General features: G+C 61.1%; 15 protein-coding genes and 2 tRNA genes. 10 read left to right on the forward strand and 7 right to left on the reverse strand.

Going from position 1 to position 19616, the window contains the following annotated elements:
* Window positions 1–16: 16 nt before the first annotated feature.
* Entirely contained in the window at window positions 17–1702 is a 1686-nt protein-coding gene (recN, locus tag V1261_RS04510) for a DNA repair protein RecN (RefSeq protein ID WP_329770252.1), read from the reverse strand.
* A 2-nt stretch (window positions 1703–1704) separates the two neighbouring features.
* Window positions 1705–2613: an NAD kinase gene (locus V1261_RS04515; protein WP_329770253.1), complete on the reverse strand. Its 909-nt coding sequence runs from the start codon at window positions 2611–2613 to the stop codon at window positions 1705–1707.
* Between the two features lie 31 nt (window positions 2614–2644).
* Here V1261_RS04515 and hrcA point away from each other — a divergent pair, with 31 nt between their 5' ends.
* Window positions 2645–3664, forward strand: coding sequence for a heat-inducible transcriptional repressor HrcA (hrcA, locus tag V1261_RS04520; RefSeq protein ID WP_329770254.1), 1020 nt, complete (start codon window positions 2645–2647; stop codon window positions 3662–3664).
* Window positions 3665–3823: 159 nt separating this feature from the next.
* Window positions 3824–5161 carry an MFS transporter gene (locus V1261_RS04525; protein WP_329770255.1) on the forward strand — a complete coding sequence of 446 codons (1338 nt, stop codon included), beginning with the start codon at window positions 3824–3826 and terminating at the stop codon, window positions 5159–5161.
* A 52-nt stretch (window positions 5162–5213) separates the two neighbouring features.
* Here the strand turns inward: V1261_RS04525 and V1261_RS04530 are convergent.
* A tRNA-Arg gene (locus V1261_RS04530) sits at window positions 5214–5291 on the reverse strand.
* Window positions 5292–5373: 82 nt separating this feature from the next.
* On the opposite strand from V1261_RS04530, the gene V1261_RS04535 reads away from it, so the two are divergent.
* The gene (locus V1261_RS04535) at window positions 5374–6561 is read left to right on the forward strand and encodes an MFS transporter (protein ID WP_329770256.1); all 1188 of its coding nucleotides are present in this window, start codon (window positions 5374–5376) and stop codon (window positions 6559–6561) included.
* A gap of 60 nt (window positions 6562–6621) precedes the next feature.
* Here the strand turns inward: V1261_RS04535 and V1261_RS04540 are convergent.
* Window positions 6622–6699, reverse strand: a tRNA-Arg gene (locus tag V1261_RS04540).
* Window positions 6700–6983: 284 nt separating this feature from the next.
* Between V1261_RS04540 and V1261_RS04545 the strand changes: the two genes are divergently transcribed.
* The 6 genes from V1261_RS04545 to V1261_RS04570 all read left to right on the forward strand — a co-directional run bounded on the left by V1261_RS04545 (window position 6984) and on the right by V1261_RS04570 (window position 12604).
* Window positions 6984–7295 carry a c-type cytochrome gene (locus tag V1261_RS04545; RefSeq protein ID WP_329770257.1) on the forward strand — a complete coding sequence of 104 codons (312 nt, stop codon included), beginning with the start codon at window positions 6984–6986 and terminating at the stop codon, window positions 7293–7295.
* Window positions 7292–8584 (forward strand): NAD(P)/FAD-dependent oxidoreductase, encoded by a 1293-nt coding sequence (locus V1261_RS04550; RefSeq protein ID WP_329770258.1) that lies wholly within the window; start codon window positions 7292–7294, stop codon window positions 8582–8584. The genes V1261_RS04545 and V1261_RS04550 overlap by 4 nt, the downstream gene beginning before the upstream one ends.
* Window positions 8585–8723: 139 nt before the next feature.
* Window positions 8724–10061 carry an FAD-dependent oxidoreductase gene (locus V1261_RS04555; protein WP_026320381.1) on the forward strand — a complete coding sequence of 446 codons (1338 nt, stop codon included), beginning with the start codon at window positions 8724–8726 and terminating at the stop codon, window positions 10059–10061.
* Window positions 10045–10536: a thiosulfate oxidation carrier protein SoxY gene (locus V1261_RS04560; protein ID WP_329770259.1), complete on the forward strand. Its 492-nt coding sequence runs from the start codon at window positions 10045–10047 to the stop codon at window positions 10534–10536. The genes V1261_RS04555 and V1261_RS04560 overlap by 17 nt, the downstream gene beginning before the upstream one ends.
* Before the next feature lie 13 nt (window positions 10537–10549).
* Window positions 10550–10879: a thiosulfate oxidation carrier complex protein SoxZ gene (locus V1261_RS04565; RefSeq protein ID WP_018714054.1), complete on the forward strand. Its 330-nt coding sequence runs from the start codon at window positions 10550–10552 to the stop codon at window positions 10877–10879.
* 312 nt (window positions 10880–11191) lie between these two features.
* Window positions 11192–12604 carry a GntP family permease gene (locus V1261_RS04570; RefSeq protein ID WP_329770260.1) on the forward strand — a complete coding sequence of 471 codons (1413 nt, stop codon included), beginning with the start codon at window positions 11192–11194 and terminating at the stop codon, window positions 12602–12604.
* Window positions 12605–12796: 192 nt separating this feature from the next.
* Here V1261_RS04570 and V1261_RS04575 read toward each other — a convergent pair whose 3' ends face one another.
* The 3 genes from V1261_RS04575 to V1261_RS04585 form a co-directional block, all read right to left on the reverse strand.
* Window positions 12797–13981, reverse strand: a complete 1185-nt coding sequence (locus tag V1261_RS04575) for a GIY-YIG nuclease family protein (protein WP_329770261.1) — start codon at window positions 13979–13981, stop codon at window positions 12797–12799.
* Entirely contained in the window at window positions 13978–16065 is a 2088-nt protein-coding gene (locus V1261_RS04580) for a DEAD/DEAH box helicase (protein ID WP_329770262.1), read from the reverse strand. Before V1261_RS04580 ends, V1261_RS04575 begins: the two co-directional genes overlap by 4 nt.
* 92 nt (window positions 16066–16157) lie before the next feature.
* Entirely contained in the window at window positions 16158–18935 is a 2778-nt protein-coding gene (locus tag V1261_RS04585) for a class I SAM-dependent DNA methyltransferase (protein ID WP_329770263.1), read from the reverse strand.
* 381 nt (window positions 18936–19316) lie between these two features.
* Here V1261_RS04585 and V1261_RS04590 point away from each other — a divergent pair, with 381 nt between their 5' ends.
* The gene (locus tag V1261_RS04590) at window positions 19317–19601 is read left to right on the forward strand and encodes a BrnT family toxin (RefSeq protein ID WP_329770264.1); all 285 of its coding nucleotides are present in this window, start codon (window positions 19317–19319) and stop codon (window positions 19599–19601) included.
* The last annotated feature ends 15 nt before the right edge of the window (window positions 19602–19616 follow it).

Genomic DNA, 19616 nt, shown 5'->3' on the forward strand with positions numbered 1-19616 from the left:
GCGTGTCCTGTGGCAGCTAGGAAGTGGGCATGCTGTCGGCATGGGCAGCCTGCAGCATTTCTGTTGCATGTAACAGTGTAGCCTCTGAATCGGAAGTACTGCCCAGCATGCGTGTCAGTTCCTGCACGCGTTGTGGCGTATCCAGCGCCAGTGTCTGGCTGACCGTGGTCTGGCGGCCATCGTGCTGCGACAGCGCCTTGGACACGCGCAGGTGATGATGGCCATGCGCGGCGACTTGCGGCAGGTGCGTGACGGCCAGCACCTGGCGGTCGGCGCCGAGCTGGCGCATCAGCCGGCCCACGGTGTGTGCCACCAGGCCGCCGACGCCGGCATCGACCTCGTCAAAGATCAGGGTAGGGGCGCTGCCGAGCTGGCTGGTGGTCACGGAAATCGCCAGTGCGATACGCGACAGTTCGCCGCCCGAAGCGACCTTGGCAATCGGGCGCGGCGTGCTGCCGGCGTGGCCGGCAACCAGAAAATCGATGGCATCCTGGCCGCTGGCACCGGGCTGGGCGGCTGGCGTGATCTGGACCTCGAAACGGCCACCTTCCATGCCAAGTTGCTGCATGGCGTCGCTGATCTGCTGACCGAGTCGGCTGGCGGCCTGCTGGCGTGCCTGCGTCAACTGTTGCGCCTCGAGCGCATAGGCTCGGCCGGCCTGGTCGGCGGCGGCTTGCAGGGCATCCAGATCGTCTTCTGCGTCCAGGTTCAGCAGCTGCTGCTTCCAGCCCTCCCAGTGGCTGGCCAGCTCCTGCGGCTGCAGGCGGAAGCGGCGCGCCAGCGAGATCCAGGCCGACAGGCGCTGGTCCAGCTGCTCCAGCCGCTGTGGGTCCAGATCAGCGCGGTCCAGGTAGTTCGACAGGCCGCGCTGCACCTCCTGCAGCTGGTCCTGGCTGCTGGCGATCAGCGTGATCCAGTCCTGGAAAGCGGGTTCGATATGCGATTGTTCCTGCAGTGCATGGCTGGCGCGGTGCAGGCTGTGCTGCACGCCTTGGCCATCACCGTCCAGTAGCGCGAGGGCCTGCTGCACGGCGTCCAGCAACTGCTGAGCATGCGCCAGGCGCTGGTGTTCGCTGTTGAGCTGATCCCATTCGTCAGCCGCCGGGGCGAGCTTGTCGACTTCGGCGATTTGCCATTGCAGGCGCTCGCGCTCCTGCTGGCGCTGTGCCTGGCCCTGGCTGGCGGCATCCAGCTGCTGCTGGCGGTCACGCCAGTCCTGCCAGCGCTGGCGGATGGTATCCGTGGCAATGCGGCCGTAGCCGTCCAGCAGGGCGCGCATGCTGCCGGCCTGCATCAGGCCTTGCCAGGCGTGCTGGCCATGGATATCGACCAGCAGGGCACCGAGGGCGCGCAGCTGGGTGGCGGTAGCGGGAATGCCGTTGATCCAGCCGCGGCTCTTGGCCTGGCTATCAATCGTGCGACGCAGCAGGATCTGATCTTCATCAGGATCAATGTCATATTCCTGAAGCAGTTCCAGTATTTGCGGGGTGGTGTCGAAGACGGCGCTGATATCGGCCTTGTCGCAGCCTTCGCGTACCAGGCCGGCATCGGCGCGCGCGCCCATGAGCTGTTGCAGGGCGTCGATCAGGATCGATTTGCCGGCACCGGTTTCGCCCGTGAGTACGGAAAAGCCGGAGGCCAGCTCAAGGTCCAGCGCTTCGACAATGACAAAATCCTTCAGGATGATGCGTCGCAGCGCCATGGTCAGTTGCTCCCGCTGTTCCAGTGCAGTTTTTCGCGCAGGGTGTCGTAGTAGTTCCAGCCGATCGGGTGCAGGAACACGGCCTCGTGACGCGAACGGGTGACCATCACGCAGTCATCGGCCTGCAGCTGCGACAGGGATTGCGTATCGAAGTTGGCGCTGGCCTTGCGTCCGGCCACCAGGCGCACGGCAATCTCGGAGCTGCCGCTGAGCACGATAGGGCGGTTGGACAGGGTGTGCGGTGCAATCGGCACCAGCACCCAGCCTGGCACCGAGGGGTGCACCAGCGGGCCACCGGCCGACAGCGCATAGGCGGTGGAACCGGTAGGCGTGGCAATGATCAGGCCGTCGGCGCGCTGGTTGGAGACGAAGTGGCCGTCCACCTCGATGCGCAGTTCGACCATGCCGGCGGTGCTGCCACGGTTGATGCAGACATCGTTGAAGGCGAGGGCCTCGAACACCACTTCGCCTTCGCGCATGACGCGGCCCTGGATCATGGCGCGCCGGTCTTCCTGGTATTCGCCGCGCAGCATGGGCGGAATCGTCTCGTTGATGCGTGTGAGTGAAATGTCGGTGATGAAGCCGAGACGGCCCTGGTTGATACCGATCAGCGGCACCTTGCTCGGGGCCAGCTGTCGCGCGGCGGCCAGCATGGTACCGTCACCGCCCACCACTACCGCCAGGTCACAGTGGCGGCCGATCTGGTCCAGCGCCAGGGTCGGAAACATGTCACCCAAACCACTACGTTCGGCGGTGGCAGCTTCTACCGATACCTGACAGCCATGGGCCAGCAGGCAGCCAATGACAGAGCGCAGCACCGCCTGTGGCGTCCCCTCGGAAGGGGAGGCTTGCGGACTGGGCGCCTGCAGGTATTTGCCGACAACGGCAACGTGGTGAAACTGTTTCTTCATGATTGGAATTAAACCATTAAAATGACATCCCATGCTGGATGAACGCGCGAAATTGCTCCTCAAAACCCTGGTCGACCGCTACCTGGCAGACGGTCAGCCGGTTGGTTCCCGCACCCTGTCGCAGGCCTCGGGGCTGGAGCTGTCGGCCGCCACCATCCGCAACGTCATGGCTGACCTGGAAGGCCTGGGCCTGATCGCCAGCCCGCATACCTCGGCCGGGCGTATTCCCACCAGCCGTGGCCTGCGCCTGTTCGTGGACACCATGCTGACGGTGCAGCCACGCGAGCTGCAAGATATTGCGCCGCAGCTGGCGCTGGCGCCCGAACAGCCCAAGAAAGTGATTGCCAGCGCGGCCAACATGCTGTCCAGCCTGTCGCAATTCGTTGGCGTGGTGATGAGCCCGCGTCGCGGCTCGGTGTTCCGCCATATTGAATTCCTGCGCCTGTCCGAAAAACGCATCCTGGTGATCATCGTCTCGCCCGATGGCGATGTGCAGAACCGCGTGCTGTTCACCGAAACCGACTTTGACCAGAGCCAGCTGGTCGAGGCTTCCAACTACCTGAACGCGCATTACAGCGGCATGGCGATGGAGCAGGTCTGGGCGCGCCTCAAGACCGAAGTCGAAAGTCTGCGTGGCGAAATTGCCGGCCTGATGCAGGCGGCGATCCAGGCCAGCACCGAGGCCATGCAATCGGCTGCGGAGCAGGACGTGGTGATTGCCGGCGAACGCAACCTGCTGTCGGTCAGCGATTTTTCCTCCGACATGTCGCAGCTGCGTCGTGCCTTTGACTTGTTCGAGCAAAAGACGCTGCTGATGCGGCTGCTGGATGAATCGAGCCAGGCCGAGGGCGTGCATATCTATATCGGCGGCGAAAGCCAGGTCGTGCCGGTCGAGGAATTGTCGGTGGTGACGGCGCCGTACCATGTGGATGGGCAGGTGGTTGGCACGCTGGGCGTGATTGGCCCGATCCGCATGCCGTATGCGCGCATGGTCGAGGTGGTGGACATCACCGCGCGCCTGCTGGGCAATGCACTGAGCCCGCGCAGCTGAAACGCAGCATTTTTTCTGTCAAAACCGGATGGTGCGATGCAGAATAGGGCCTGCAGCGGGTGATTTCTTGCGCCAGATCAAGAAATCCTGCATTTTGCCCGCTGCAATAAATGGTTGAAATTTACAATCATATAAGCGCAATACGAACAAGGAAATCCGATGGCGACTTCCACCCCTTCCCGGACGGGCCCTGCACGCGGCTTCAGCCGCTGGCATTGGCGCATCATGCTGGGGGGCTGCCTGGTCATGATGGGTGGTTCCATCGTCTTGTCGGGACTGTCCTTCATTCACCCCTACGTGATCCAGGAGCTGTTCCCGCAGCGCAACGGTGCCTTTCTCTGGTACTACACCTTCACGCTGCTCTCCATCGTGCTGTCGATGATGCTGCTGGGCAGGACGCTGTTCCCGAAGCTCGGTGCCAAGCGCATGATGTACTTGGGTACCAGCCTGGTGACCGTGGGCATGGTGCTGTTTGCCTCCAGCACGGAAGTGTGGCACTTTTATCTGGCGGGCATCGTGCTGGGCACCGGCTATGGCCTGAGCTTTCATCTGGTGCCCATCATCTGGGTCAACAACTGGTTTGTCGGCGGCAAGGGCACGGCGATTGGCATCGTGATGGGCGGTACCGGCGTGGGTGGCATGCTGTGGTCGCTGCTGGTGCCCATGGTCTCGTCCAGTGCCGGCTGGCGTGCAGCCATGCTGCTGGCCGCAGTCATCGTGTTCGTGATTCCGGTGCTGGCGACCTGGCTGCTGATGCGCGATACGCCGCAGGAAGTGGGCCTGCTGCCACACGGCTTTGACCCGGCGCTGAGCTCGCCTGATCCTGCCAACCAGCCGGGTCAGCTCTACCACGAGGCGCTGCGTTCGCCCTGGCTGTGGCTGGTATACGCCATGGTCATCGTGATGGGCATGGTGCATGCCGGGGCGCAGGTGCTGGCGATCTACCTGCAGGGCACGTCGATCTATTCCGATCCCACGCTGCCGCTGAAAATGCAGCCGCCCGAGGAGACGGCTTTCTTCTCGATGCTGATGATTGTCTGGACGCTGGGTCTGCTGGCGTTCAAGCCGCTGCTGGGCTGGCTGAATGACCGCATCGGCATGCTCGTCACCATGCTGGTGTCGCTGGGCATGCAGGCGTTGACCTTTCTCTATCTGCCGTACATGGTCTACGGCAGCCCGGCGGTACTGATGTTCGTGGCCATGATCTTCATGGCGGCCGGCATGTCCAACGGCACCGTGCAGCCGCCGTTGCTGCTGTCGGGGACCGTGGGCCAGCGTGACTTTGGCAAGATCTGGTCGTTTTTTGGCACGGCCTACTTTATTGGCCTGGCGCTGGGTACGCCGCTGTGGGGTCTGGTGCGCGACCTGAGCGGCAGCTTCCTGCCGGGATTCCGCGCGGCACCGGTGCTGCTGATGCTGGTGGGGCTGCTGTCCTGGTGGGGCATGAAGCAGGGCCACGCCGCGTATCTGCGTCGTGCCGGGCAGGAAGGGCGCTGATGGACAGGCAAACGAAAAACCCGTTGCAGCAGGACTGCAACGGGTTTCTGTATGGTGCGGCTGGCAGGATTCGAACCCACGACCCCTTGGTTCGTAGCCAAGTACTCTAATCCAACTGAGCTACAGCCGCTGAAAGATGAAATTGTATACCGGAATTTGCTGTCGTGACAAGTCGCAGGTAAAAAAATGACAAATTTCTGCAGGAGAGTGGCATGTCGGTGAATCGGTCGGGCTTGCGCGGCATGCCGGCGGGCATCTGGGTGCTGGGCCTGGTCAGCCTGCTGATGGATATTTCCTCGGAGATGATCCACAGCCTGCTGCCGCTGTTCATGGTGACCGTGCTGGCGACTTCCGCCACCACGGTCGGCATCATCGAAGGGCTGGCCGAGTCGACGGCGCTGATCGTGAAGGTGTTTTCCGGCGTGCTGAGCGACTGGCTGGGCAAGCGCAAGGGGCTGGCGGTGCTCGGATACGGGCTGGGCGCGCTGACCAAGCCGCTGTTTGCCGTGGCCAGCAGCTCCGGGCTGGTGCTGACGGCGCGGCTGCTGGACCGGGTCGGCAAGGGCATACGCGGTGCGCCGCGCGATGCGCTGGTGGCGGACCTGACGCCGCCGGAAATCCGTGGTGCCGCCTTCGGCCTGCGGCAATCGCTTGATACCGTGGGCGCCTTCCTCGGGCCGCTGCTGGCGGTGGGTCTGATGCTGTTGTGGGCGAATGATTTCCGTGCCGTGTTCTGGGTGGCCGTGATTCCGGGTGTGCTGGCGGTGCTCTTGCTGCTGTTCGGCCTGCGCGAACCGGCCAGCCCGGTGCGCGAAAAGCGCGTCAATCCGATCCGGCGCGAGAACCTGCAACGTCTCGGTGCAGCCTACTGGTGGGTGGTGGCGATTGGCGCGGTGTTCACGCTGGCACGCTTCAGCGAGGCCTTTCTGGTGTTGCGCGCAGAGCAGGGCGGCATGGCGCTGGCGCTGATCCCGCTGGTGATGGTGGCGATGAATGCGGTGTATTCGCTGTCGGCCTATCCGTTTGGCAAGCTGTCGGACCGGGTCAGCCGGCAGGGGCTGCTGGCAGTAGGCCTGATCGTGCTGATTGCGGCCGACCTGGTGCTGGCCAGCAGCGCGCACTGGGCAGTGGTGCTGGCGGGCGTGGCGCTGTGGGGCGTGCACCTGGGGATGACGCAAGGCTTGCTGGCGGCACTGGTGGCCGATACCGTGCCGGCAGATTTGCGCGGCACCGGCTATGGATTCTTCAATCTGGTGAGCGGCATCGCCATGCTGGTGGCGAGCGTGCTGGCTGGCATGCTGTGGGACCGACTGGGAGCGGCGTACACTTTTTATGCCGGGGCCGTGTTCAGCGTGCTGGCGCTGGGGATGCTCTGGTGGCATGGGCGGCGCATGCACTGAGCGATTCAGGTATCGGACAAACGAAAAACCCGTTGCAGCGAACTGCAACGGGTTTCTGTATGGTGCGGCTGGCAGGATTCGAACCCACGACCCCTTGGTTCGTAGCCAAGTACTCTAATCCAACTGAGCTACAGCCGCTGAAGACACGCATTGTAGCAGCATTTTGGCAGCCGGTTCAAGGAATTTTCAAAATTCTTGGCGAGCCCGGTCTGGATGTCGATATCCATATTTTTTAATTGTCTAAGTTGCGTGGAAAAAGTGACGCTCTGCGTCTTATGCTGATGCCCCAGAGCCAAGTCGGCTCGAAGCGGGTAGGGCGTCACGTGCCTGCCTTCCTGTGTAAACCATGATCATGAGGTGTCCAGTTGGATCTGCAATCATCCCGTTTCAGGAATGAAACACCCCCTTCGGGCCAGGCGCGCATGCGCCTGCTGCCTGCTGCTGCCGTGCTGGCAGCCACCTTGACTACGGCTATGCCGGCGCTGGCCCAGCCGGCGCTGCAGGACATTGCGGTGGCGGCTGCCACCTGCTTCAACTGCCATGGCACGGATGGCCGCTCGAGTGGCTCGATCCCCTCGATTGCCAGCCAGCCCGAGCACTTCCTGCTGCAGCGCCTGCAGGATTTCAAGGCCGGCAGCGTCCCGCATGCGACCGTGATGACGCGCCTGATGAAGGGCTACAGCGATGCCGAGCTGCAGGGCCTGGCCAAGTATTTCTCGGAGGTGCCGCGATGAGCCAGCATGACAGCTCCTATTCCCGTCGGCAGATTCTGGGCGGCATGGCCGCTGGCGGCCTGTTGCTGGGGGCGCCTGCGCTGGTACGCGCGCAGCAGGCTTCGGCCCATGTGGTGGTGGTAGGTGGCGGCTTTGGCGGAGCCACGGCGGCACGCTATCTGCGCCGCTACCAGCCGGATGTGAAAATCACCCTGGTGGAACCGGCGCAGCGTTTCTATACCTGCCCGTTCTCCAACCTGTACCTGGCTGGCCTGAAGGAGTGGGATAGCCTGGGCCACGGCTTTGATGGCTTGCGCCAACTCGGCATCGAGGTGGTGCATGCCAGTGCCGAGCAGGTCGATGCCAACTCGAAGACAGTGAAGCTGTCCAACGGCGCTACGCTGCGCTGGGACAAGCTGGTACTGTCGCCCGGCGTGGACATGCAGTGGAACAAGCTGCAGGGCTATGACGAGGCTGCCGCCCAACTGGCGCCGCACGCCTGGAAGGCCGGCGCGCAGACACAACTGCTCAAGCGCCAGCTGCAAGACATGAAGGACGGCGGCACTTTCGTCATGACGATTCCGGAAAACCCGTTCCGCTGCCCGCCCGGCCCGTATGAGCGTGCAGCCATGGTGGCGCACTACTTCAAGCAGCACAAGCCGAAATCCAAGATCCTGCTGCTGGATGCCAAGACGGCATTCTCCAAGCAGGCGCTGTTCATGCAGGGCTGGAAGGCCCTGTACGGCGACATGATCGAGTGGGTTGGCCAGGTGGATGACGGCGAGGTGGTGCGCGTGGACGCAGCCAAGCGCGAGGTGGAAACGGCGTTCGGCCAGATCCACCGTGCCGATGTGCTGAACGTGATCCCGCCGCAGAAGGCCGGCTTTATCGCCGAGCGTGCCGGTGTTACCAATGGCAGCGGCTGGGTACCGGTCAACGGCGCCACGTTCGAATCCAGCCAGGTGAAGGATGTGTTCGTGGTGGGCGATGCGACGATTGCCGCCCCCATGCCCAAGTCCGGCTTTGCTGCCAACACCCAGGGCAAGCTGGTGGCGGCTGTAATCAGTGCGCAGCTGCGTGGCCAGGCCTTGCCGCAGGCCTCGTTTGCCAATACCTGCTACAGCCTGATCGGGACGGATTACGGCATTTCCGTGGCCGGCGTCTACAAGGCCGAAGGCAACAAGGTGATCGAACTGCCGGATTCGGGTGGCGTGAGTCCGCTGGATGCCGATGCGCGTTTCCGCCGCCAGGAGGCGCTGTATGGCGAAGGTTGGTATCGCGCCATCACGGACGATATCTGGGGCGCGTAAAGAGGAACTGAAGGGGTATATACCAGGGGCAGACGTTCTCCAAACGCTTACTCCGGTATCATCGGGGGCGACAAGCTTGCAATCTGGCTCTGGCCAGCTGCCTTGTCGCCCCTTTTTTGCACTTGACTTCATTCTTGACATGAAACGCAGAACCTTCATGGCCGCGCCGTCGGCCCTGGCGCTGGGTGCGGCCGCCGGCTTGCCCCTGTCCGCCGTAGCGGCACCCTCCATCATCAACGCCGAAACGCGCCTGTTGCCGCGCCATGGCGGTGGCCCGCGCATCGTCATCTGTGGCGGTGGCTGGGGCGGCCTGACCGCGGCACGCTACCTGCGACAGTGGATACCCAAGGCCGATGTGGTGGTGCTGGAACGCAACCCCACCTTCTGGTCCGGCCCGATGAGCAACAAGTGGCTGGTGGACATCGTCAACACCGACTTTGTCCATCACGACATGACACATCCCGCCAACAAGTACGGCTATCGCCTGATCCAGACCGAGGTCAACGGTTTTGACCGCCAGAAGCGCGAGGTGCGCACCGCGCATGGCGTGGTGGATTACGACTACCTGATTCTGTCAGGCGGCATTCGCGACAACTTCGAGGCCTGGTTTGGCGATGACCGCGAAGCGGCTAGCTACACCAGCAACCACTTCAACAGCGCCTACATTCCCAATGCCAAGATGCATGCGGTCAAGGCCAAGCTGAAGAACTTCAAGGGCGGCACCATGGTGATGACGTTGCCGCCACCGCCGCACCGCTGCCCGCCGTCGCCGTACGAACGGGCCTGCCTGATGGCCTGGCACATCAAGAAAAACAAGATCCCCGGCAAGATCCTGATCCTGGACCCCAAGCCCAAGATCGGCCCGATTGGCGAAGGCTACCGTCAGGCGTTCGAGGAGCTGTATCCCGAGATCATCACGCACGTGCCGAATGCCGGCGTGAAGTCGCTTGACCCGTACAAGAAGCGCATTTCCACCGCGGCTGGTGATTACGACTTTGACGATGCCATTCTGATGCCGCCGCACCAGGCGGCCGACATGGTCTGGCAGGCCGGCCTGATCGGCAAGGGCGAGGACGGCAAGCCGACCGGCTGGGCCGACATGGATCCGCGCTACTACACCGCGCGCAGCGATGACCGCGTGTATTTCGTGGGCGACCTGATGGGCGCGATCTCGCCGCAATTCGGCTATTACCCCAAGAGCGGCCACGTGGCCAACGCCATTGGCAAGATCGTGGCGCGCAACATCTCCGAGCGCGTGGCCGGCAAGGAAGTGGTGGCGGTGCTGCCCGACAACCTGTGCTTCATGATGGTGAACGGCGAACCGCAGGAGGAAATTGCGGTCAAGTTCGAGTACGAGGTGGACAAGGCCAGCGGCCATGTGCACCAGACGCAGATCGACATCGATGTGCGTACCACGGAAATGGTGAAGGAGGACTTTGCCTGGATCAAGGGACGATTTGATGATTTCCTGTTCTGAACATGGGTTGGCGTTGCCGTCGCGTCGCCAGCTGATCAAGGGCGCTGCCGCAGGTGCGGGGCTGGGTGTGCTGTCGCCGGTGCTGCTGGCGCAAAACGCCGATGCCCCGGTCAGCCCGCAGGTGACCAAGCTGGTGAATGACTTCCTGAAAGGCGGCAAGCCGCTGGCCGATGGCCTGAAGCTGGATCTGCCGGTGCTGGGCGACAACCCGTCCTCGGTGCCGATCAAGGTGCGCATCACGCTGCCGGTCAACGAGCAGAACTGGTGCGAGGAACTGATCGTGATCGCCGAGAGCAATCCGGTGCCGCTGGCCAGCCGTTTCTTCTTTTTCCCGGCCATGGGCACGGCAGAGGCGGCTATCCGCCTGCGCCTGATTGCATCGCAGAACATCCGTGCGCTGGCACGCATGAACGATGGCCGCCTGCTGATGACGCGCCAGTTCATTGAAGTGGTGCCCGGCAGCTGCGGTCTGTAAAGGAGACATCGAGATGATCAGACCCCCCCGCATCTGGATCAGCAACGCCACGCCCAAGAAGGGCGAGAAGGTGCGCGTGCGCGCCCAGACCACGCACCGCATGGAAACCGGGCTGCGCTCGGACGAAGGCGGCAAGACCATTCTTCGCAACATCGTCAACAAGTTCGAGGCTTCCCTGGGCGGCCAGCGGCTGTTCGTCTGGAACCCGGAAATCTCGGTGGCGATTGACCCCTACATCGAGTTCGTGTTCGTGGCCGGCAAGTCGGGTACGCTGAACATGGTGTGGACCGATGATGCCGGCAAGACGCAGTCGGCAGCACGCGAAGTGCTTGTGGCTGGCTGAAGCTTGCCGCCTGTCGCAGCAACGCCGCAGCCTGGAGCTGCGGCGTTTTTTTGCGCGCCATCGCTAGGGGTTTTCCATGATTGCAAAAAGCGACAATCAAGAATTTCATGCATTTTGCATCGCCAGATGTCGACTTCCAGCCATGCAAATCTTTGAATCTGCAGCGTATTTTGAAAATTACTTATTTCACATAGTGATATAAGTACGTGGAGCACATGTGCTGCAGCAATCCTGTACGGATTCCAAGGCTGTGTCAGCTTACCGTCAAGTCGCTCGGGATAATGCGGGTTTTTACTAGGGGGACAACCTTTCATGAGCACTTTTGCGATTGTCTTGTCACTGGTATTGCTGATGTTCCTGGCATACCGTGGCTACACCGTACTGCTGCTGGCGCCCATCATGGCGGCGCTGGCGGTGATCCTGTCTGGCGATGTGAGCCAGATGCTGCCGATCTATACCGAAACCTTCATGCGGGCGCTGGGCAACTACATGCTGGCGTTTTTCCCGATCTTCCTGCTGGGCGCGCTGTTTGGCCAGCTGATGGCGGATTCGGGTGCGGCGACCTCGATTGCGCGCTGGATCGAGCGCACGCTGGGCAGCAAGCACGCGATTCTGACCGTGGTGCTGGCCTGCGGCATCCTGACCTATGGCGGCGTGTCGTTGTTCGTGGTGGCGTTTGCGATTTACCCGATTGCCAAGTCGCTGTTCCGTGATGCCGACATTCCCAAGCGACTGGTGGCTCCGGCGATTGCGCTGGGATCGTTCACCTTCACCATGACGGCGCTGCCGGGCACGCCCTCAATCCAGAACGCGATCCCGATCAAGTATTTTGGTACCAATACCTTCTCGGCCCCGGGCCTGGGCCTGATTGGCGGCCTGATCATGTTTGCACTGGGCATGCTGTGGCTGCGTTCACGCGAACACAAGGCGCGCGTTGCCGGCGAGGGCTATGGCAACCACAACGACCACGAAGTAGGCCTGCGTGGCATGGTGGGCGAGGCCGACATGGGCGGCGACATCAACAAGACCATGCCGTTGCTGCTGGCGCTGCTGCCGCTGGTGCTGGTGATTGGCGTGAACGCGCTGTTCACCTACGGCATTTTCCCGGGCATGGAGTGGAGCTTCCTCAAGGAACGTTTCCCGACCATGGATGCGACCAAGCAGACCGGCATGTGGGCGCTGATCATTGCGCTGGTGGTAGCGATCGTGACGCTGCTGCTGGTGAGCATGGGCCGCTGGAGCAATCTGCAGGAGAGCATCAACAAGGGGGTGCTGGGCTCCATGCTGCCGATTTTCAACACGGCTTCCGAAGTGGGTTATGGCGCGGTGATTGCCAGCCTGGCCGGCTTTGCCATCATCCGTGATGCGGTGCTGAACGTGTCCAGCAACCCGCTGATTTCCGAGGCGGTGGCGATGAACGTGCTGGCGGGTATCACCGGTTCGTCGTCGGGCGGTTTGTCGATTGCGCTGCAGACGCTGGGCGCCGACTACCTGCGCATGGCGACCGAAGCCGGCATCAGCCCGGACCTGCTGCACCGCGTGGCCGTGATGTCGGCCGGCGTGTTCGACTCGCTGCCGCACTGCGGCGCCATCATCACGCTGCTGTCGATCTGCAAGCTGACACACAAGGAGTCGTACCTGAACATTGCGGCGATGACGATCGTGATTCCGCTGATGGCGCTGTCGGTGGTGATTGCGCTGGGGACGATGTTTGGGTCGTTCTGATGGAGTGAGATGAGGTCCTGGGCTGCGGCCTGCAGCTCAGCCGCACGCCGTTTGCCTTCCTCTTCAGTCTGGAAGGGTTCTACGCCAAGCCAGATCAGGGCTTCAATACTCCGGTCTCGCTTGTCGATGAAGCCCCAGCCGATAGCTGGCTGCTCTGCTTTTTGGCTTATGCTATTGCCCCTTTATGGCTACTTATGCAGAAACCAGTCGTGCGTTCGTTGGATCATAGACATAGCCTGTTATGGACTTGTCCTTGATCCGCTCGACCACCTCATCAATTACCTGCAACGGCACCAGAAACCACTCCCTGGGCCTGACCGGCTGCCCAAACCGGTCCTCGATCATCAGATCCAGCTGCGCAGCAGCAAAGACGCGGTGGAAGATGGCTTCCAGGCGGGTGCGGTTGAGGTTGTGCAGCTTGTAGGTGGCAACTATCTCCACATCTGCCAGCAGATAGGTGGCGTCTTTGCTGGCAGCGGCAATGCGGGTTTCCACTTTGCCACCGGTGACACCAATCTTGTGGATGATCTCGCGATGTTCGGCCACAAACGGGTGGCTGGAGAGGCTGCGCAGCACGTAGATGGTGCCTGTTTCCAGGTCGTCTGGTTCCGGAGCGTCGCCAAAGAGTGGCCCCATGTCTGGTTCGCTCAGGCGGCGACCGGTATCGTCCTTGTACAGGGCTCGCTGCAGGGAGAGTAGCAACAGGTTGCTTTCCGTGCCATTGGCAAAGATCACGCGCAGGCGGGCATCGTTCTTGCCATTGGGAGCCTTGAAAGACTCCCCAACTTCGGCCACGTAAGCCATTTGTCCACCCACGATAAAGAAGTTGCCTTGCTCCACACTGGTATCACGCCCAAAGCGCAGTGCCTTGCGGATGCCCGCTTGCAGCTCCTGTTCAGCCTGTTCAAAGAGGGGGGCAAAACGATCAAAGTCATCGCAGGCGCTGCGTTCCGCAATGTCTTCTGCGGCGCGCTTGGTGGCACTGGAACGCACATGGCGCAGCACGCTGATGTCATCAGGGTTGTCAGAGGTGGTTTCCACGCCAAGTTGGGAGAGCAGGGCGTCATCATCCAGGCTGTCCGGATCGACAGTGGTGGCGGCGCCTGGTTGCAGCAAACCAGGCGTATCCATCCCCGCTAGCAGCGCCTGAGCTTCCGGCAGTTTGCGCAACTGTTCCAGGCGTACCGCATACAGGCGCTCGAAAATATCTGCTTCTTCTGTCATCGCCGGAGCACGTCCATGCGCCTGGTAAAAGCGCAGAATATCCTCGAAGCCCGCCATGATGCGTTCTTCGCGTGGGGAGTGTTGCTCTGCCTTGATTGGTACAACTTCAACCCCCAGGGCCGCCAGCAGGGCATCATCATCCATGTGATTCACTGTGCAGCCTCCCGTTGCGCCTTGGCGCGGTAGCGTGCCAGTGCCGCAACGCCTTCGGCCATCCTCTGTTCCCAGGCGTCGGACGAGTTAATGTCCGGCAGGCGTCCGCGTTCCTTCTTGAACATCAGGGCCCGCATGGCCAGCTCGCGTGCTTCCTCTTCGGACAAGGTGATTTTCTTGCCGGCAATACTGGCTTGTACCTGGCGCAGGGTTTTTTCGTCCATGGTCCTGGCCAGCACGGCGTAGGCTGCTTCAAAGGGGTTGATGCGGTCGATCAGGTCAATGTCCAGGTCACGCACGTTGACAAACTTGCGTACGCCATCGATCAGTGCGGTATTGCCGCCGCCATGGGCATCGCCCTGAGCCAGCGCCAACTTGGCCTGCTGGGTGATGTTCATGGCGGCAATTGCGTGCTGTCGAATGGCTTCCTGTTCTTCGGTGCTCAGCTCCGGGTAGCGTTCCCGCACGATTTTGCCCATGCGCAGCACGGTCAGGTCTTCTGGCAGGGTATTTTCCTGGTCGAACAGGCCGCGTTCCAGTGCCGTTTTGTCCTGCAGGAAGCTGGTGATGACCTCATTCAGATCTTCGCGGCAAATGCGGCTGGCCTCGGGCGTGGTGGGCTGGTTCAGGCCGTTGATTTCGATATGGTATTGGCCGGTAGCCTCGTTCACCCCCACATTGCTGCGGCCTTCCAGGTAGCCCTCCGGACCATAGTCATAGCCATCCCTGGGGCCTTGATTCTTTGGCGTGAACTCGTAACGGGGCGCAAGTACCTGCTCCATCAGCAAACTGGCGGAAATGGCCTTGAGCATGTCGTTCACGGCTTCCGTCACGATGCTCTGGTCTGCCGCAGGTTCGGCAATCAGGTTGGTAAAGCGGGCGCGCTCCTTGCCTTCGGCATCGCGGGTGGCGCGGCCAATGATCTGCACGATTTCGGTCAGGCTGCTGCGGTAGCCAATGGTCAGCGCGTGTTCGCACCAGATCCAGTCAAAGCCTTCCTTGGCCATGCCCAGCGCGATGATGATGTCCACATGGTCGCGGTTGTGCTTCTGCGCCGGATTTTTCAAGGCGCTCAGCACGCTGGAGCGGCGGGCCTGGTCACTGTCATCCACCAGGTCGGCAATTTTCAGTATGCGGCCCTCCGGCGTTTGCACCAGATGAAAGCCGGTGGCTGCATCAACCCCTTTCCATTCCCCCAGCGCGTGCATGATCTCGTTGACCTCGCGTTCCTTGTCCTGCAGGCTTTCACGCGAATTGACGTTGGGAATATGGACAATGGTCTTGAAAGCCGGATTCAGCACATGGTGGATGGCTTCCACATAGCTGCGCGTATAGAAGAAGTAGCCAATATCCAGCGACTTCAGCCAACGATAGCCATTGAGCTGCTCGTAATAGGTGTAGGTCACTGTTTCAAAGCGCGCTTCGTCAGCGGGTGCCAGCACGGCGGCGCTATCGCCCCGGAAATAGGAGCCCGTCATGGCGACCAGATGCACCTTGTCGCGGGCAATGAATGCGCCCAGTTGCTGGCCCAGCTTGTTGTCCGGGTTGCTGGACACATGGTGGAATTCGTCGATGGCGAGCAGGCGGTCGTCAAAGGCCTCGATGCCCAGTTCATCCACTGCAAAGCGGAAAGTGGCGTGGGTGCAAACCAGCACCTTGTCATTACTGGCCAGAAAGTGGCGAACCGCCTCCACCTTGGATTTGGCTACCCGCGGTTCATCAATACCGGGTGCATTGCACAGGTTCCATTGCGGGGCGACCTGCCAATCGGCAAAGAAGCCGAATTGGCTCAGGGGTTCATCGGCAAAGCTGCTGCCAATGGAGCGTTCGGGTACCACAATGACGGCTTGTTTGAGGCCTTGATGGTGCAGTTTGTCCAGGGCGATAAACATCAGCGCACGGCTCTTGCCGGAGGCGGGCGGGGACTTGATCAGCAGGTATTGCTCGCCACGTTTGGCATAGGCGCGCTCCTGCATGGGGCGCATGCCCAGGGCATTGGACTTGCTGGACGCGCCGGTACGTGCGGTGGTGATGGACACTGCAGGGATGATGCGGGCGTTGGCCGGGTTGCTGTCTTGGGTCATGTCTGGAGTGTAGGCGGGCAGGAATGGGTGGATGTAAAAAAGAGAGGCTTCAAACCGCCCTGATGTAGCCCGGCAGACATCTCATCAGGCTGTCAGCGGGCTTTGCGCTTATTGCCACTGGTGGTCATCCGGGTGTACAGGTCAAACAGCTTCTCCAGCCGTTCAGTGTCGTTCCTGAAACGGCGGCCGATGTAGATGCGTTCCAGCACTTCGTCGTTGCGTTCGTGGGCGTGGCGCAGGTTCTCGGGCATCTTGTCCGGGTCGTACAGATCCGCGATGGTGGCGGGGAAATGCACCTCGCGCGCCAGCAGGATGTCTTCGGCGCAGCGCGTCAGGTCGAGCTTGTTCTGCTCCGTCAGCAGGGGGACGGGGAAGGTGTTCCAGCCCAGGGTGTTGGAATAGCGAAAATCAGTTTTCAGCTTGCCACATACCGTGCCGATCCAGACCAGATGCAGGCGGGAGGCGATCAGGGCCATGTTCCAGAGGGGGGCGTCGTAGAGGGCGAAGGCGAGGTTGGTCACTGTCGTGCGCGCATCCACGAGCCCAACGGGCAGATACTGGCGGTTCTCAGATGAAACACCTGGCATGACCAGCGTTTGCTGCGTCCCGATATTCATTTCCCGCATTTGATGCGCGCGCTCTGCCATCTGGCGCGCGCCGGCATCGCGGCTGGCCAGACGCATGGCGCGCACGCCCTCTATGCGTTGTCGGATACTGGCAATCTGCATGGCCTCATCCAGGTCGGCATCGCTAATCCACAGGCAGTAACGCTCCAGCCCACGAATAAACTCCGCAGAACCATAAATGCGGCGAATAAAGCGTTCGCGCTGCGCGGGCATCAGTTGCAGCGCTGCTACCTCATCTCTGGTCAGCAGCAGATGGCCGCCATCGACGGGCTTGTTGCCAAAGTTCATGTCTGCCTGACCACATAAGGGGCGAGTGGCCTTGCTCACTGTCACATTGACGCCCGGCACCAGATAGGCATTGATATGGCTGACTTCCTTGACATCCACAGCGTCCTTGTTGCCATCGGCAGGCAGGGAGTACAGGCGCCGCGTTGCCGGTGGCTGGCTGGAAATGCCCACAATGGCCACCGTCACGCCCGCATTGTGGCTGGCCAGATTGGCCCACTTGAAGCTGGTATGGGCAAAGGCGATTTCACTGCCGGTGGCAAAAATGGCCGGCCACAGAATCGGCACCTGCTGCCCCTGGCAAATGGAGTTGGTCGTTACAAAGGCCGCAACTGACGGGGTTTGCGTTCCGTATTCGGCAGCCTTCATGAACCAGCCGGCCACGTAATCCAGTGAGCGCCACTGTCGCGCATGGCGTGCCAGCACCGCCTCCAGATCGGCCTTTTGCTCATCGCTTTGCCAGGTGGAGCCCAAGTACGGTGGGTTGCCGCAAATATAGGTTTCACCACCTTCGTTGTCGAAGTGGATTTCGGCCTGATCCAGCGGAATTTCAAAGAGATCATCCGCCACCAGTTGCACATGGGTGCCGGTGGGCGGACAAATGCTCAGCCAGTCCAGTCGCAGGGCGTTGCCGCTGACAATCCAGTTTTCATTGCTCAGAGGCAAGAATTCGGCCAGCGCATCCTGTTGTCCCCGGTACAGCACATCACACTGGAACTCGGCAATGATCAGCGCCAGCCGGGCAATCTGCGCCGGAAAATCGCGCAGTTCGATACCCCGGAAATTGGTCAGCGGAATCACGCTGCCCAGGTGGGGCTCCTGACGGCGGCGGTTGATCTCCGCCTCGATCGCGCGCATCTGCTTGTAGGCAATCACCAGAAAGTTGCCACTGCCGCAGGCCGGATCAAATACGCGAATGCGCGCCATGCGCTTGCGCAGGTTCAGCAGCTTGCGCTCGTTGTTGCCTGCTGCTTCCAGCTGGCTGCGCAACTCATCCAGAAACAGCGGATTGAGCACCTTCAGGATGTTCGGCACACTGGTGTAGTGCATGCCCAACGCGCCGCGCTCATTGTCATCGGCCACGGCCTGGATCATGCTGCCAAAGATATCGGGGTTGATCTCCTTCCAGTTCAACGCGCCAGCGTGCAGCAGATAGGTGCGCGCCATGCGGGTAAAGCGCGGCACCTGTGGTGTACCGGCAAACAGGCCACCGTTGACGTAGGGAAAGGCATCGGCCCAGCCGGGCAGGCGGGGCAGGTCGTTGCCGCGATCCGAATGGCGCAGATTCATGGCGCGGAAGATGTCTGCCAGCACCGCATGCGTGTTGCTGCTGTCGCGCTCGCTCATCTGCTCCACGGTCTGGGTAAACAGGCCGTTTCGGCTAAAAATCCCCGTGTCTTCGGCAAAAAAGCAGAAGATGAGCTGAGCCATGAAGTGGTTCATGTCAGCGCGGCGGTCTTCGCCAGCCCAATCCGGGTTCTCGCGCAGCAGTTCCAGGTACAGCTTGTTCAGGCGACCCGTGGCGCGCACATCGACCGGGTTGTCCTTGATTTCCTGAATGGTGGAAATGCCCGCCAGCGCCAGGAAAAAGCCGAAATGGTCGGCAAATTGCGGGTAGGCGCAGGCAATGGTGTCGCCTTCCAGCAGGTTTTCTGCTTCCAGTGTGTCGCCATCGGTGGCCAGGATGTAGCGGGCCTTGCCCCTGGTCGTGGCCGGGCTGCTACGTAGCGCCTGCAAGGTCTGGCTTACCTGACCAGCCTCGCACACGGCCAGATGGATGTTGTTGCGCTGCAGAACGCCGCCTGTTACATCCGAGGCATTGTTGTTGCCGCTGCGCAGGCGCTTGAGCGCAGTTTCCTTGTTGCCAAACGCAGCCAGAAACGCAAACGGAAACTCCGCAGCGTCAAAGTCCTGCAGGGCCAGGTCGGAGAGGGCGGCTTCGATTTCTACGGCGTTCATGGAGGGAGATTATCACCGCAGCCATACCGCCGAGGCTGGGTTGGGCAGTCATGGCGGTGGTTCCCATGGGGTGATGTGGACTGTGTTCCTGCTGGTTGGTCCTTGGCTGCTTTGTGCATGGCTCATGCTGCGGCTCCGCATGACATGGCAGGTTGTCAGTCGGTGTCACCAACTCGGCACAATAAAAATATAGGTCCAATGAATTATTATTTTTAATAAATATAATTAAATAAAATCTAATATTGATGTGTGAGAGCCATGCTTGCGCAACTGCGTATTGGTGTGGACCAGCAAGGCGATCCCTGAATGCTGGCATGAGAGACAGTCATTTCGTAACTACAAAAATGCTTGACAAACCATTAAGCGTAACTACAATAATTTATGCCAATCCTGACGTTTGACTCGAACAAGGATGCCATCAACCAGCAAAAGTATGGCATGGCATTGGGTGTAGCCGGTGAACTTGCATGGGACGAAGCCCTGGGCTGGGAGGATTCGCGGAAAGACTATGGAGAAAAGCGGATGTGCGCCCTGGTGCCCATGGAGGATCGCCTGTACTTTGTAGCCTATGTAGACAGGCCACCAGCCGCTCCTGCAGAGCGCCGCATCATCAGCCTGAGAAAAGCGAACCTGAGAGAGGTACACCGTTATGTCACGGAATATTAAAAGCCGCACTGGCAG

Origin of the sequence: Brachymonas sp. J145 (genome assembly GCF_036312245.1) — a bacterium.
GTDB classification, from domain to species: domain Bacteria; phylum Pseudomonadota; class Gammaproteobacteria; order Burkholderiales; family Burkholderiaceae_C; genus Brachymonas; species Brachymonas wangyanguii.